General features: G+C 68.4%; 13 protein-coding genes. 5 read left to right on the forward strand and 8 right to left on the reverse strand.

Annotated elements, in window-relative coordinates; all coding sequences use genetic code 11:
- Position 1: 1 nt before the first annotated feature.
- Together ACFVXE_RS00210 and ACFVXE_RS00215 are read right to left on the reverse strand one after the other, a co-directional pair.
- Complete coding sequence (locus ACFVXE_RS00210) at positions 2 to 853, reverse strand: MlaE family ABC transporter permease (protein ID WP_389667612.1); 852 nt, start codon at positions 851 to 853, stop codon at positions 2 to 4.
- Complete coding sequence (locus ACFVXE_RS00215; RefSeq protein WP_389667614.1) at positions 850 to 1,839, reverse strand: ABC transporter ATP-binding protein; 990 nt, start codon at positions 1,837 to 1,839, stop codon at positions 850 to 852. The genes ACFVXE_RS00210 and ACFVXE_RS00215 overlap by 4 nt, the downstream gene beginning before the upstream one ends.
- Before the next feature lie 944 nt (positions 1,840 to 2,783).
- Between ACFVXE_RS00215 and ACFVXE_RS00220 the strand changes: the two genes are divergently transcribed.
- Positions 2,784 to 3,716: a hypothetical protein gene (locus ACFVXE_RS00220; RefSeq protein WP_389667616.1), complete on the forward strand. Its 933-nt coding sequence runs from the start codon at positions 2,784 to 2,786 to the stop codon at positions 3,714 to 3,716.
- A gap of 93 nt (positions 3,717 to 3,809) precedes the next feature.
- Here ACFVXE_RS00220 and ACFVXE_RS00225 read toward each other — a convergent pair whose 3' ends face one another.
- From ACFVXE_RS00225 to ACFVXE_RS00240, 4 genes are all read right to left on the reverse strand, one after another.
- Positions 3,810 to 4,835, reverse strand: coding sequence for an MASE1 domain-containing protein (locus ACFVXE_RS00225; RefSeq protein ID WP_389667618.1), 1,026 nt, complete (start codon positions 4,833 to 4,835; stop codon positions 3,810 to 3,812).
- A gap of 90 nt (positions 4,836 to 4,925) precedes the next feature.
- Entirely contained in the window at positions 4,926 to 5,756 is an 831-nt protein-coding gene (locus tag ACFVXE_RS00230) for a PP2C family protein-serine/threonine phosphatase (RefSeq protein ID WP_389667621.1), read from the reverse strand.
- 197 nt (positions 5,757 to 5,953) lie between these two features.
- On the reverse strand, positions 5,954 to 7,465 hold the full coding sequence (locus ACFVXE_RS00235) for a DUF6801 domain-containing protein (RefSeq protein ID WP_389667622.1): 1,512 nt from the start codon (positions 7,463 to 7,465) through the stop codon (positions 5,954 to 5,956).
- A 141-nt stretch (positions 7,466 to 7,606) separates the two neighbouring features.
- Entirely contained in the window at positions 7,607 to 8,209 is a 603-nt protein-coding gene (locus tag ACFVXE_RS00240) for a hypothetical protein (protein WP_389667624.1), read from the reverse strand.
- A 778-nt stretch (positions 8,210 to 8,987) separates the two neighbouring features.
- Between ACFVXE_RS00240 and ACFVXE_RS00245 the strand changes: the two genes are divergently transcribed.
- The 4 genes from ACFVXE_RS00245 to ACFVXE_RS00260 all read left to right on the forward strand — a co-directional run bounded on the left by ACFVXE_RS00245 (position 8,988) and on the right by ACFVXE_RS00260 (position 12,476).
- Complete coding sequence (locus ACFVXE_RS00245) at positions 8,988 to 10,202, forward strand: helix-turn-helix domain-containing protein (protein ID WP_389667626.1); 1,215 nt, start codon at positions 8,988 to 8,990, stop codon at positions 10,200 to 10,202.
- 219 nt (positions 10,203 to 10,421) lie between these two features.
- Positions 10,422 to 10,685, forward strand: a complete 264-nt coding sequence (locus ACFVXE_RS00250; RefSeq protein WP_389667627.1) for a hypothetical protein — start codon at positions 10,422 to 10,424, stop codon at positions 10,683 to 10,685.
- Between the two features lie 98 nt (positions 10,686 to 10,783).
- Positions 10,784 to 11,257 carry an SCP2 sterol-binding domain-containing protein gene (locus ACFVXE_RS00255; RefSeq protein WP_389667629.1) on the forward strand — a complete coding sequence of 158 codons (474 nt, stop codon included), beginning with the start codon at positions 10,784 to 10,786 and terminating at the stop codon, positions 11,255 to 11,257.
- Positions 11,258 to 11,261: 4 nt separating this feature from the next.
- Positions 11,262 to 12,476, forward strand: a complete 1,215-nt coding sequence (locus ACFVXE_RS00260) for an acyl-CoA dehydrogenase family protein (protein ID WP_389667631.1) — start codon at positions 11,262 to 11,264, stop codon at positions 12,474 to 12,476.
- Positions 12,477 to 12,653: 177 nt separating this feature from the next.
- On the opposite strand, the gene ACFVXE_RS00265 is transcribed toward ACFVXE_RS00260, so the two are convergent.
- Together ACFVXE_RS00265 and ACFVXE_RS00270 are read right to left on the reverse strand one after the other, a co-directional pair.
- Entirely contained in the window at positions 12,654 to 12,869 is a 216-nt protein-coding gene (locus ACFVXE_RS00265; protein WP_389667633.1) for a CsbD family protein, read from the reverse strand.
- Between the two features lie 204 nt (positions 12,870 to 13,073).
- Positions 13,074 to 14,321 (reverse strand): cytochrome P450, encoded by a 1,248-nt coding sequence (locus ACFVXE_RS00270; RefSeq protein ID WP_389667635.1) that lies wholly within the window; start codon positions 14,319 to 14,321, stop codon positions 13,074 to 13,076.
- Between the last annotated feature and the right edge of the window lie 56 nt (positions 14,322 to 14,377).

Consider the following 14,377-nt stretch of genomic DNA (forward strand, 5'->3'; position numbering starts at 1 on the left):
GTCAGCTCCCCTTCGCGGGGACGATCTGGAGATAGATCGCCGTGAGGACCATGTTCACGAAGAACAGCAGCATGAAGGTGATGACGACGGACTGGTTGACCGCGTCACCGACGCCCTTCGGTCCGCCGCGCGGGTTCAGACCGCGGTAGGCGGCGACGATGCCGGCGATGAACCCGAAGATCAGCGCCTTGAACTCGCTGATGTAGAGGTCGGGCAGCTGGGCCAGGGCGGAGAAGCTGGCGAGGTAGGCACCGGGGGTACCGTGCTGCATGATCACGTTGAAGAAGTAGCCGCCGAGGGTGCCGACGACGGAGACCAGGCCGTTGAGCAGGACGGCGACGAACATGGTGGCCAGGACGCGCGGGACGACCAGGCGCTGGACGGGCGAGACGCCCATCACCTCCATCGCGTCCAGCTCCTCGCGGATCTTCCGTGAGCCGAGGTCGGCGCAGATCGCGGAGCCGCCCGCACCGGAGATCAGCAGCGCCACGATGAGCGGACTGGCCTGCTGGATGACGGCGAGGACACTGGCGCCGCCGGTGAACGACTGGGCGCCGAGCTGCTGGGTGAGCGAGCCGACCTGGAGCGCGATGACCGCGCCGAACGGGATGGAGACGAGGGCTGCGGGCAGAATGGTGACGCTGGCGACGAACCAGAACTGCTCGATGAACTCCCGTACCTGGAAGGGCCGTCGGAAGACCGACCGGGCCACGTGCAGCGCAAGCGCGAACAGCTTTCCGGTCTCCCGCAGCGGCGACAGCAGCCGGCTCGGCGGCCGGTGCTCCGGCGGGCGTCGCACGGGCGCGTCGTTGGTGGGCGGGCCCGCGGGCCGCACGGGCGTCTCGGCGGTCACGGGCGCGCACCGCCGGCGGTCGGGGTGTAACTCTCCATGATGGCGGTGCGTGCGGCCTCCGGCAGCTGGCTCATCATCCCGATGACACGCTCACGGCGACGCAGGACGGCCTGCCGCACGGGCATCCCCGGCGAGGGCTCCAGCTGCGGCACGACGGTCCGGGGGCCGGGGGCGTAGCCGTGACCGTTGCCGTTCAGCTGCTCGGCGGCGAGGGTCGCCGCGTCCTTCTCCTCGGACATGCCGATCGGGCCCTCGCGGCGTCCGGCCAGGAACTGTGAGACGACCGGCAGATCGCTGGTGAGCAGGACCTCGCGCGGCCCGAAGGTGACGAGGTTGCGGCAGAACAGCATCCCCATGTTGTCGGGGACGGTCGCCGCGATGTCGAGGTTGTGGGTGACGATCAGCATCGTCGCGTCGATCTGTGCGTTGAGATCGATCAGGAGCTGGGAGAGGTAGGCGGTGCGGACGGGGTCGAGTCCCGAGTCGGGCTCGTCGCAGAGGATGATCTGCGGGTCCAGCACGAGCGCCCTGGCCAGGCCGGCGCGCTTGCGCATACCACCGGAGATCTCGCCGGGCAGCTTCTCCTCGGCACCCAGCAGTCCGACGATGTCGATCCGCTCCATGACAATGCGCCGGATCTCCGATTCCTTCTTGCGGGTGTGCTCACGCAGTGGAAAGGCGATGTTGTCGAAGAGCGACATCGACCCGAACAGCGCCCCGTCCTGGAACATGAGCCCGAAGAGCTTGCGGGTCTCGTAGATGTCCCGCTCGGGGCTGTTGACCATGTCGACGCCGTTGATGAGGACGCGCCCCTGCTCCGGCTTCAGCAGGCCGATGACGGACTTGAGGAAGACGGTCTTCCCGGTGCCGGACGGCCCGAGCATGACGCTCACCTCTCCGGCGGGAAGTGTGAGAGACACGTCCTGCCAGATGTTCTGTTTACCGAAAGACTTGGTAAGTCCCTCGACCACTACTTCGATTCCCATCCCACCTCCTGCATGCACTCACGAAGTGACAGAAGTGCACCGAGGGGCGCACGTTAAGTTCACCGACACCGGTAGGACAAGTCCTTGAACAGCCAATTCGTGAACGGCCGGTCCGTTTGTCACCCGGTGACAAATACTCGTGCAAACCTTGTTGAGAAATGCGTACTCACAGCAGTCGGTGCAGGCTGGGGCCGCGCGGTCCAGGGGGGCCGGGACCGCGGGGCCCCAGGAGGCGGTACCCCGTGTGGAGGGTTCGGGGCGAGGCGCTCCCGGACACGGAATCCCGCGCGGGGGGCCACGACAGGGATCCCTTTCCTGACAGGTGAGCAATCGCCCGTGACAGCGGTCGAGTTGCTTACGGGGGCGACGTTACGGCCGGGTAACCTGGCCCGCAATACCAGTTCTCCAAGTTTTCGCGAGCCCGCACGGCCCGGCCGGATCCTTTACATTGTTTGAGTACAGGCCCCGAGAAATTTGTCGGTGAGTGACAAGCCCGGAGGCCCAGGGGCGGAGTTCCACCGGAAAGACCTTCACCGCCGCGACGACCGGCGGACCGGCGGGAACACACAAGCGGGAGCGCCAGTTCCGCATATCGCGTGTGGAGCGGGTGGAGATTTCCGCCCTGGGGCGATACGCACCGATTGACAAGACGAGGCGACGCCGTACTCACCGGCGGACGAGAAGTCGCATTCGGGGAATGATTCTCAAACGGTGGGATTGTGTGCCGGTGTTTCCCGCCAGTAACCTCACGGCTCGGTGAATGGCGAGTCCGAAACGGCTCTGCCCGCCAGGGACCAGGGCACCCGCTTGCCGCACACGTATGGCGTGTACACCGATCACATGATGCCGAAAGGCGCCGGCGCACAGGGCGTCGCAGGCAGACCGAGCACCTCTGTGTTTCACCGGGCCGCCTCACTGGCGGCTGCCTCAAAAAAGGGGACGACATGAGATCTGGTTCGAACCGGGCGCGTGCGGGGCTGCTGGCCTCCTTCACCGCGCTTGCCGCCTTCGCGTCCGTGGGTTCGGCGACCGCCGCCACGAACCTGAACGGCAACTGGGCGCCCTTCACCCGCTGCCCGGTGGACGCTCCCGCCATGCTCGCCGCGGACGGGGCTACCGACACCGCCGTCTGCGTCTCCTCGCACTCGGCGAGCGGCTCCATCAAGCTCGGCAACACCGTGGTGCCGGTGGGCGCCAGCGACCTCCAGGTCGGAGTGGTCACGCATCCGGGCGGCGGGGCGACCGTGGTCTCACCTCCGGGTGGCGCTCTCGTCGCCGACTCCGCCCAGATCCCCGGTGGGCTGCTCGGGCTGATGTGTCCGAGCGACATTCCCGTGATCACCGGCATCTGCAACCAGCTGACCGATGTCAGCCTGAACCGGGTGACCGCCACCATCGAGTCGGTGAACGACCCCAGCGACTTCCAGCTCCTCGCGGGAACGACCACCGGGAAACCGATCATCACGCTCCCGGTCCGGATCCACCTGGAGAACCCGCTCCTCGGCGACAAGTGCTACATCGGCTCCGCCTCGGACCCGGTCCTGCTCCGCCCGCAGAACCTGACCCGCCCGGTCATCGGCACCCAGCAGTTCGAAGGCGACGGCACCACCGGTGCGGCCGGCCCCATGGGCCGGATCGATCTGGTCGGCGCCGACCAGACCGACACCGCCTACGCGGTCCCGGGTGCCGGTGGCTGCGGGCTGAACCTGCTCAACTGGGCGGTGAACCTGAAGACCGGGCTGCCGTCGGCCTCGGGCAACAACAACGTGACCCTCGACGACGCCCGGACGTACGTCGCGACGATCAACGACCCCGGCAGCGTCGCCCCCGACGCCGGCAAGCTGCTGTCGCAGTACTGGCACTCGGCGGTCCGGTAGCCACAGCCGCCGACATCGACCGGTGGGCCGCTCCACAGGGGGCGGCCCCACGCGTGCGGGTACGCGGGAGAGCGCCCGGACACGGGACCGCCCTCACCGCCCGTGGGCTCGGCCGTCGGGTCCGCCCTCATCGGGGTCGTCGGAGGTCTGCCACTGGTCGGCGAAGGGACGCTGCGGCATGGCAGCGACCATGCCGGTGAGCCGGCCGCACAGCCGCCTGATCTCCTCGTGCGTGCGGTTCCGCTCGGTGATGACGGCCGCGAGGAGCAGCGCGGTCAGCGCGGTGGCACCGTTCAGGGCCTGGAGCGTGAACATGCTGGTGAAGAGGTCCTGATGGGCGAAGGGGCCGGCTCCGCGGCCGGCGGCCAGAATCGCCAGGGTGGAGATGACCAGTGCGCACGACGCGGCACCGGCCAGCTCGAAACGGAAAGCGGCCCAGATCAGGAACGGGAAGACGAGGAAGAGCAGGGATGCGCTGGTACCGCCGGCCACGAGCAGGGTGACGGCGATGGTGCCGGCCCCCAGGGCCGCCGCTTCGGCCCATCGCCTCAGCGGTACGTCCCGCGGCCACCGGGCTCTTCGAAGGACCAGCAGAAAAGGTGCGACGACCAGCACGCCCATGGCGTCACCCGCCCACCACACCGACCACGTGGGCCAGAAGTCGCCCGCGGGCAGGGCTCCGGCGAGCACCAGCACGCCGGTGCCCACGGTCGCGCTGATGACCATCCCGCCCAGGGCCCCCAGGAAGACCAGCGTCAGCGCGTCGCGCAGTCGGTCCAGGTCGTTGTGGAACCCCACCCGTCGGAGCAGCAGGTAGGAACAGACGGGGGCGAGCGTGTTCCCGGCGGCGATGGCCAGCACGGTGAGGGTGGTCGGCCCGATGGACACGTTGATGAGAAAGGCGCCGAGAGCGATGCCGGGCCAGACCCGGAGGCCGAAGAGCAGCAGCCCGGCCAGGGCGATACCGGTCGGTGGCCAGAGCGGGGTGACCTGGCCGCGGACCAGTTGTTCGAGCAGGCCGAGCCGGGCGGCTCCGTAGTAGACGGCGGCCACGGCGAGGATCAGCGCAACCGCGGCGCCTTTGCGCCGAAGCTCCGGATCCGTCACCACCGCGGTCATCGGACACCACCTGGAGGAACAGTCCCGGCCGGAACCTCGCCGGGGGTCACTTCAATGGTTGCAGCGCGGAGCAGGCGGCGCCTGCCGCCGCTACCCGGCCGCCGGAAGTCCGGCGTAATGGACCACGAGCACCGCCGCGTCGTCGCAGTGACCCGTCAGATCGGCCACCTTCACCACTTCACCGGCCAGCTCGTCGGGGTCGCCGTCGTACCCCAGGCGCACCAGCCGGACCACCTCGTCCAGGCCCTTCTCGATCGGGCAGGACGGGCCCTCCACCACCCCGTCGGTGACCATGACCAACGATCCCGGTTCGGTCAGCTGCCGTCGCGTGACGGGGTACGTCTCGCCCGGCAGGATCCCCAGCGGCGGTCCGCCGCTGTCGAGGATGATGCCCGACTGACCGGTGGCATTGGCCCAGACCATGGGGATGTGGCCGGCCCGGGAGACGGCGAGGGCGCCGGTCCGCGGGTCGAAGGTCAGGAAACAGCAGGTCGCGAAGAGGCCGCAGCCCATCGAGATGAGCAGGTCGTTGGCGCGCCTGAGCACTTCACCCGGATCGGTCGTGGCGCAGGCAAGCGCCCGCAGGCTCGTGCGGGCCTGCCCCATGAAGGCGATGGATTCCACGTCGTGGCCCTGCACGTCACCGATGGTGATGCCGACCGATCCGTTCGTCATGAGAAACGCGTCGTACCAGTCGCCCCCGACATCGAACCCGTCGTGCGAGGGCGTGTAACGGGCCGCGATGTCCAGCAGGGGCACCCGTGGGAGCTGGGGCGGGAGCAGGTGGCGCTGCAGTGCCTCGGCCAGTTCCGCACGCGCCCGCTCGATCCTGATCCGCTCCAGCGCCTGGTCGACGAGGCGCCCGAGGGTGAGCAGGGCTTCCTGGGTGCTGTCGGCCTGGGTGGTGCGGTGTCCGCGCATGGGCCCCTCCGGGGGCGCTCTCACGTGTCCCCTATGTACCACTTTAGTTCTCTTCGCGGCGAGGACACCCCACCGGCCGTTCACGCGCCCTCAGCCGTCGCCGGCGACATCACGCCGCACGGCATCCATCCACCGGAATGGAGCCCGCGGCAGCTTCTCCCTGAGGGCTGTGCGCGATTCGCATTTTCCCCGAGATATCACGAATTCGTGCCGGGCATCGTCGGCATGCTCGGTGGGCAGATGGTCGAGGGTTCGATAGGGATGCAGGTTGTGCCCTGGTTCATGGTGATCGCATTGTCGGGACCGGAGATGGAGGCGGTGAACAGCGGGTCGAGGTCCTCGCCGCCCGATCCGCAACCGGAGAATTCCGGTATGTTTACCACTCCGCTCAGCAGGCCCCCCTGAAGAACATTCAGGTATTTCGGATCCTTTTCGAAGTCTCCGCGGAGTACGACCTTGAAAGGATCGGCGGTCCGGCAGTTCCTCCCCACGTCGAGGGCGACGCCGTTCACCTTCACGTCGTACAGTCTCAAGGACTGCATGAACGAAGCCACCGCGAAGTTCTCCCGCACCGGGGGATGCGGGATCGCGGTACCCGTGGAGATCGTCAAAGGCCCGTTCTCGAACTCCACCCGGGCCGAAACGGGCTGGAATCCGAATGCCAGAAAAGTGGACTCGGCGTCGGGAAGCTTGAGATTTCCGATGGAGTCGAACTGATTGAACGACCCCCCTGCCTGCTGTGCCCGACGGGTCGACGACCGCTTGTTCGCGTAGACGCTGATCAGCGCGGGATTCTTCGCCGGATCATTGATGATCATCGCGCCATCGAGCTTTCGGACATTGGCCATTCCCACCGCGAACGCGCATCCGGGGAAGGCCCCGGGCAGATCACGGACGGTGAGATCGGCACCCGGGGCGGGTTTCGGCGCGTCACCGGTGTCCATCTCCCCCACCGGAGGGTCGACCGGACACGGATTCGCCGGGTCCTCGGCCGGTTCGTCCCGCGGCGTCACCGTGATGGCGTCGTTCCTGCCGCCGCCGTCCTCGCCGGGCCCGCCCGGCTGCGTGGTCGGCGTGGCTCCCGGTGCCGTGTCACCCGTCACCGGGACCGTCGCGAGGAGCCCGGACTCCTGTGCACTCCGCTCGCACGGGAGAACGACGGGGGCCGCCCCGGTCGCCTGCCCGTCGGCGACGGCCCGCAGATCCAGCTTCAGCTTCCCCGCGGTGAGCGTGACATCGCCCGCCGCACCGACGGTCACCGAGGGGACCTCTCCCGCGTGCACCAACCGCACGTCCTCGTCGACGCCCAGTGGCGTGGCGGGGGCGGCGAAGTCCGTCCACTGCGCCTGCGCCGTACGGTCGTTCTGCGCCACCTCGACATCGAGCGTCGCCGTGCTCATCACCGTGGTGCTGCCGGCCGGCAGGAGCGAGGCAAGGTCGGCGCCCGACAGCGCCACCGTGATACTCACGTCCTGCGGACTCATCGGCACGCCCGTCTCTCCGGACTCCGGGAAGTCCGCGCGCACCTCCATCGACACCCGACCGGAGCCGGACGGCAGTTGGCAGTCGTAGGCCACCGCGTCCACGGCATCCGACGCGCCCACGGCCGACCCGGGACCGGACAGCAGTCCCGCCAGGGTGGCGGCGGCCGCGACCGAGGCCAGGCGTACGGACCGTCTGCCGGCGGTCACAGGTGTCTTCACGGTCATGTCGGCCCTGTCCTCGACTTCCTGCCGTCCAACGTGTTGCCCTGCACGGTGCCGTGCCCGTCACCCGGACACAAGGAGCAGTCCGGACCGAGGGCGCCGGAATCTGCGCGCCGACGGCCCGGCCTGTGTACGCGGCGCGTATTACGGCGTCGAGATCACCGGAGAGGTGCTCACCGCGTACGACGCGTTGAAGCTGGCGACATTCCCGTTGCTGATGAGACCGAGGCAGCTCGCGTTGGACGCGACCAGGTCGGTTCCCGAACCGTCGATGACGAGCTCGCCGGTGTCGTTCTGGTAGCGCCCGTAGACCTTGCCCGTGAAGTCGGCGCTGCAGCCGATACCGGAGATGTGGGCCGAGATCGAACTCACCGTGCCGTCGACCCAGTCGGAGTTTCCGGCGTTCGGCTGAACTGCGTTGATCTTCCAGGGCGTCGCCTTCATCGTGACGCTGAAACCGATTCCGGCGACACTGCAGTTCGTGAACGTGATGTTGGTGATGTCACCGATGCCGACACCGTCGGGGCTCGTCGCCTGGAGGGTTCCGGCGGTCACGTCGGAGGAGTCGCATTCCAGCGATGCCAGCGGAACGTCGAGCGTCGGGAAGTCGGCGTGCGCGGTGTAGGCGCCGGACGGCGTGACCGTCCACGTCGCCGTGGTGCCGGCCGAGGCCGAGGACACCGTCATTCCGATGGCCGCACCGAGGGCGGCGGTTACGACTGCGGCTCTGCGTGCAAGGGTGTTCACGGTTCCATATCCCTTCAGGATGTGCGACCCGGTTCCGGGACTCGCCTCCGGCCGGAATAGGCGGAACTCCCGTGCCGGGTCGCAGGACAGAGAAGTGGCAGTCCGACCTGACGACTGCCCGACCACTTGCGTTCGGCGAAGACGCTACGGGCGAGTAACGTGGCTTCGCAACACTCCGGCCGAAGAAAATCCGATAGCGCACCGCTGGGCCAATAAATTGTTCCGGGGCGAGTACGATTCCTTGGATTCTTATCCAGAAGTGAGCAGTTGCGCCCCCGAGACGGTCCGGCCCGTCTCCGTCGGTTCGACCGGCCGGCGACCGCCTCTCCGGCAACTCCCCACGTCACAGCCCCTGCCCCCGGGCGACGCCGGATCCGGCAGGCGCGCCGGGACCCGCGCCCGGCACCGGGCCTTGACTTCGCCGCACCACGGCAGTCGAATGACGACTTCCCTATCGATCGCTTCACGCATTCCATTACGGGTAACGGCGTCACAGGTATTTCGCTCCTTTTCCGAAATTGCCCGTCCCCGCACGCCGAACCCGACTGCGCACCCGCCGCCCTGCCGCCGGAACCCCGGCAGACCCGGCACGGCAGCGGCCCCCACCCGGCACGGCAATACGTGCCCCTTGCATCTCGTCCTGTCACGCCTGTGTCCACGAGCCCCGGGTTGGACTATCTTCGACACGCCAAGTTGGTATGCACCTGACGGCACGTGGGAGCGCTCTCCCACGTGCCCATCCCCCCATCGGTTGCACAGAAGAGCAAGGGGCACAGGAATGCCGGGCGTTGCGCCACTCTCGGACATCGGGGAACCACTGGGACCACTGCCGCAGGAGTTCGCCGCGATCGTAAGGCCGGAACTCCCCAGCCTGATCAAGGAGATCGGACTGGAGGTCACCCGCGCGTATCCGGAGTACGCGCGCCTGCTCGACGGGCCGTACGGGCAGGGCATTCGCGTCGGCGTGGAACAGAGCATCTCCGTCTTCGTGGACCAGGTCGCCGAACCGGCCGCGCCCTCCGCGCTCCGCGACGAGATGTGCCGCAGGTTCGGCCGGTTCGAGGCGTACGAGGGACGGAGCCTGGACCAGCTGCAGGGTGCGTACCGGCTCGGCGCCAGGATCGCGCTGCGGCGCGCCAAGAAGGTCGGCCGACGCTACAACCTCTCCCCCACCATGATGCTGAGCTTCGCCGACGCGCTCTTCACCTACGTCGACGAGCTCGAAGCGCTCTCCCGCGAGGGCTACCTGGAGGTCAGGGCGGCCTCCGGCGACCACTCGGACACGCTGCGGCGTCGGCTGCTCCATCTGATCCTCGCCGGTCCGCCGGTGCCGCGTACCGCCATCGCCGAGCTGTGCGACCAGACCGGATGGACGCTGCCCGAGCAGGTGACGATGGTCGCGGTGCGCGGATCGGCCGACCTGGGGCGGCTCGCCGCCGACCGCGACGTCCTCGCCGACTTCACCGACCCGCAGCCGCACTTACTGGTCCCGGGACCGCTCACCGAGGTGCGAAGACGCATGCTCGACCACGCGCTCCCGGGTGCTCACGCAGCCATCGGCCTGACCGTTCCGACGGTCCTCGCCTCCGATTCGATCCGCTGGGCCCGACGGGTCCTCGAACTCATCGACACGGGTGTCATCGACGACGCTCCCGTCGTCCGCTGCGAAGACCATCTCATCACCCTGTGGCTCCTCTCCGACCCGGTGCTCCTCGACCAGCTCGCCCGGCGCGAACTCGCCCCGATCGCCGAGATCAGCGCCAACCGGCGCGAGCGGCTGATCGAGACACTGCGGATCTGGCTCGAAACCCGCGGCACCGCCGCCCAGATGGGAGAGCTGCTCGACGTACACCCGCAGACGGTTCGCTACCGGATGCGCAATCTGGAGACCATCTTCGGCGAACAACTCGTCGACCCCGAGTCGCGGTTCTCGACCGAAGCGGTGCTGCGTGCGATGCAGTTGCGCGCCCGCAGCGACGACGCTCCGCCCTGAGCGGCGCAGTACGGATTCCGACCCGAGCACGTACCTCACGTGGAGTCAACTTACTTACGGGTAAGGGGAAAAAGCCGGTCACTCCCGAACGGTTGCCAGACGGAGACGTTCTCAACGAGAAACCCGGAACTGCGTCCCGTTACATAAGGAGGAGTCGACCGCTCACACCGCGGTCGCGCAGCACCACCTCCTGGTCAATCTTCCGAGAGGGAACCGCCCATGACCGCCTCCCACCTCCTCGTCCCTGTGCCGATCCCTGATCGCGTCGCCGCGCTGATCGGGTCCTGCATCCCTGCGCACATCCTTCAGGCGGAGTTCGATGCCGAGTGCGCCGCCCGCGAGGTCCGCAGGTTCCGCGGTCCGCGGCTCGGCATGGAGGACCAGGCGGACCGCGAACAGGCCCTGTCCGAACTGGCCCGCGCCAACAAGGTCCTGGCCGCCCACCACCCCCAGCTACCGGTGCGCCCCGACAGCTCCTGGTGACTCCCCCGCACCTCGCACGCCGCGCACCTCCCTTGCGGAGGGACGGCGCGGCCCTTACCTTACTCAAAAGTAAGTTTACTCTGGAGTAAGGAACTGGTGTGGCCGACAACAGCAGCGGCGACCTCGTCGACGAGCTGGCCGGGCTCGACTTCTCGGCCGTGTCACCCGAGGAGTTCGCGCGTATCGTCAAGGGACTGTCCGCCAAACAGCTCGGCGAGGTCATGCACGGCGAACTGCGCTCCCGTGTACTCCGGGAGGTCTTCGGCAGGATGAAGCAGCAGTTCCGCCCCGAGGCCGCCGGACAGCTGCAGGCCCTCATCCGCTGGAAGATCACCGGCGAGAGCGACGAGATCTTCGAGACGGAGATATCCGCCGGTGCCTGCCGGGTCGGCGAGGGGCGGTCCGAGGCCGAACCGCGCACGACGCTGATCATGGGCGACACCGAGTTCCTCAAACTCGTCTCCGGCAACGGCAATCCAGTGACCATGTTCATGATGCGCAAGCTCAAGGTGGCCGGCGATGTCGGCCTGGCCTCCGGGCTGACCCGCTACTTCGACATCCCGAAGGCCTGAGCCGATGAGTTACTTCTCTCTCGCGCTCACCGAGGAACAGCGGGACCTGCGGGACTGGGTGCACGGCTTCGCCGCCCAGGTCGTCCGCCCCGCGGCCGCCGAATGGGACGAGCGGGAGGAGACTCCCTGGCCGGTCATCCAGGAAGCGGCCCGAATCGGTCTGTACGGTTTCGAATCGCTCGCCGACATGTACGGCGACCCCAGCGGACTCTCCCTCCAGATAGCCAACGAGGAGCTGTTCTGGGGCGATGCCGGAATCGGCATGGCGCTCTTCGGCACCTCCCTCGCCGTCGCCGGGATCTTCGCTTCCGGCACGCCGGACCAGCTCGCCGAGTGGGTCCCGCAGTGCTACGGGGACGCGGACGATCCGAAGGTCGCGGCATTCTGCGTCTCCGAACCGCAGGCCGGGTCGGACGTCTCCGCGATGACGACCAGGGCCCGCTACGACGAGGCCCGCGACGAGTGGGTGCTCTCCGGCCAGAAGGCTTGGATCACCAACGGCGGTATCGCCGAGGTCCACGTGGTCGTCGCCTCGGTCGACCCGTCGCTCGGCGCCCGCGGGCAGGCCGCGTTCATCGTGCCGCCCGGCACCGGCGGGCTGGCCGCCGGCCGCACCGTCAAGAAGCTGGGACTGCGCGCCTCGCACACAGCGGACATCTTCCTCGACGACGTGCGGGTGCCAGGCCACTGCCTGCTCGGCGGAAAGGAGAAGCTGGACATCCGCCTCGCGCGCGCCCGGGAAGGCGCCGATGCCAAGGGACAGGCGGCGATGGCGACCTTCGAGGTCAGCCGTCCCACCGTCGGCGCGCAGGCACTGGGCATCGCACGGGCGGCGTACGAGTACGCGCTGGAGTACGCGGGAGACCGGCAGGCCTTCGGCCGGCCCGTCATCGAGAACCAGTCGATCGCGTTCGCCCTCGCCGACATCCGTACCGAGATCGAAGCCGTACGGCTGCTGATCTGGCAGGCCGCCTGGATGGCCCGCAACGACCGGACCTTCAACGCCGGCCAGGGCTCCATGTCCAAACTGCGGGCCGGTGAACTGGCCGTCGCAGCGACGGAGAAGGCCGTCCAGATCCTGGGCGGCGCCGGATACAGCAGGGAGCACCCGGTGGAGCGGATGTACCGCGACGCCAAGATCTACACCATTTTCGAAGGCACCAGCGAGATCCAGCGGCTGGTCATCGCGCGGGCGATCTCCGGGCGGCACATCCGCTGACAGCGGGGCGTCACCACCCCGTGCCGGCTGTACGGACGCCCGGCGGTGACCGTCACCTCGAAACCGATGCCACCGCCGGGCGACGCGACACCTCGCCGGCAGCGGGGTCCCGGACGGCCCGAGCCCTTGCCCGTGCGGGCAAGGGCTCCAGGGGGCACGAGGCCCGGGCGGTGTCCGCTAGCGGTTGTGCTTGAGCGAGTCCTTCGCGCCCTTCGCGCTCTCGCGCGCGTTCTCAGCGGCACTCTTGGCCTGGCCCTTGGCCTGGTCCGTCCGGCCCTCGGCCTGCTTGCGCTGGTCGCCGGTCACCTTGCCCATGGTTTCCTTGGCCTTGCCCTTGATCTTGTCCTTGGCACCTTCACTGCTCACTGCTACTCCTCGGGTTGTGCGGATCATTCTTGCTCAAACTAGGGCAAGTTGACCCATTTCGCCTGCCGTGCGGAATGCAGCTCCCGCCGGATACGCCCGAAGCACAGGCCTGTTGCGGTCCCGACGCCCTGCCACGGGACAGCCATGCGGGCGAACAGGTGCAGAACGCCACACCTCATCCGCCGCACCCAGGGGGCGTCCCCGCACGTGGCGGGCGAGGAGCGCCGCGGGTCAGCCGGCGGTGACCGGAGTGAAGCGGACCGGGAGCGACTGCGGACCCCTGGTGAAGACGCCTTGCTCGGTGGGGGTGAAGCCGTCCGCCAGGCGCAGATCCGGCATCGCGTCCAGCAGCTGGTTCACCCCGGTCTCCACCTCCGCCCGGGCCAGCAGCGCCCCGACACAGAAGTGCCGGCCGAGCGCGAACGCCAGATGGTCGGCGGCGGCCGAGAACGCGGTGGTGCTGGTCAGGTCCGTACGGAAGATGTCGAACCGGTCAGGATCGCGGTAGCGGGACTCGTCCCGGTTGGCGGAGCCGATCAGACAGGTGACGGTGGAGCCGACCGGGACCGTACCGCCGCTGAGCGTGACCTCGGTCGCCGTCTGGCGCATGATCATATGGACCGGCGGGGTGTAACGCAGCGTCTCGGCGAAGGCCCGGTCGACGAGGCTGCGGTCCGCCCGCACCGCCGCGAGCTGCTCGGGGTGGGCCAGCAGGTTGGCGAAGATCGAGGCGATGGCCTTGTCGGTGGTCTCGCCGCCCGCCGCGAGCAGCAGGCTGCAGAACGCCTTGATGTCCTCGTCACTCATCCGGACGCCGTCGACCTCGGCGGCGCAGAGCCCGGAGAGCAGGTCGTCGCCGAGCGAGTCCCGGCGCTGCCTGATGATCGGGATCATGTACGCGGCGAACTCCTGGCGGGTCCGCTCGCCGGCCGCGGCGACCTCGGGGTCCCCGGCGAGATTGCCGAGGAAGGCGATGACGGTGGTGTACCAGCGGTGGAAGCGGCCGTGGTCCGCACGGTCCAGGCCGAGCATGTCGGCGATGACGAGCACCGGGAAGCGGGTGGCGAATGCGCCGACGAGATCGGCCTCACCGGCGTGCCGGAAGCTGTCGATCAGTTCGCGCGCGTTGCGCTCGATGACCGGGAGGAACTTCTCCTGCAGGTCACTGCCGCGGAAGGCAGGGGCGACCAGGGCCCGGCGCACCGCGTGCTCACGGCCGCTGAGCTGCAGGATCGTCCGGCCGTGGACCGGTTCGATCTGCCAGTCGTAGTTGTCGGTGGTGAACTCTCCCGCCTTGTCCTTGAAGACCCGCTCCATGTCCTCGTACCGGGAGACGATGTAGCTGTTCGTGGCCTCGTGGCGGATCAGGGGGGCGCTCTCGCGCATCGTCCGGTAGGCCCCGTAGGGGTCGGCGGCGAACGCGGGCGAGAGAATGTCCGGAGGTGGCGACGCGTGCGTCTCATGCGGGGCAGAGGTCATGACGCTCCAAAGTGGTGAACGGACAACGCCATCAAGGTTATTGATCCGCTGTCCTC

It is taken from the genome of Streptomyces sp. NPDC058231, assembly GCF_042882275.1.
GTDB lineage: Bacteria > Actinomycetota > Actinomycetes > Streptomycetales > Streptomycetaceae > Streptomyces.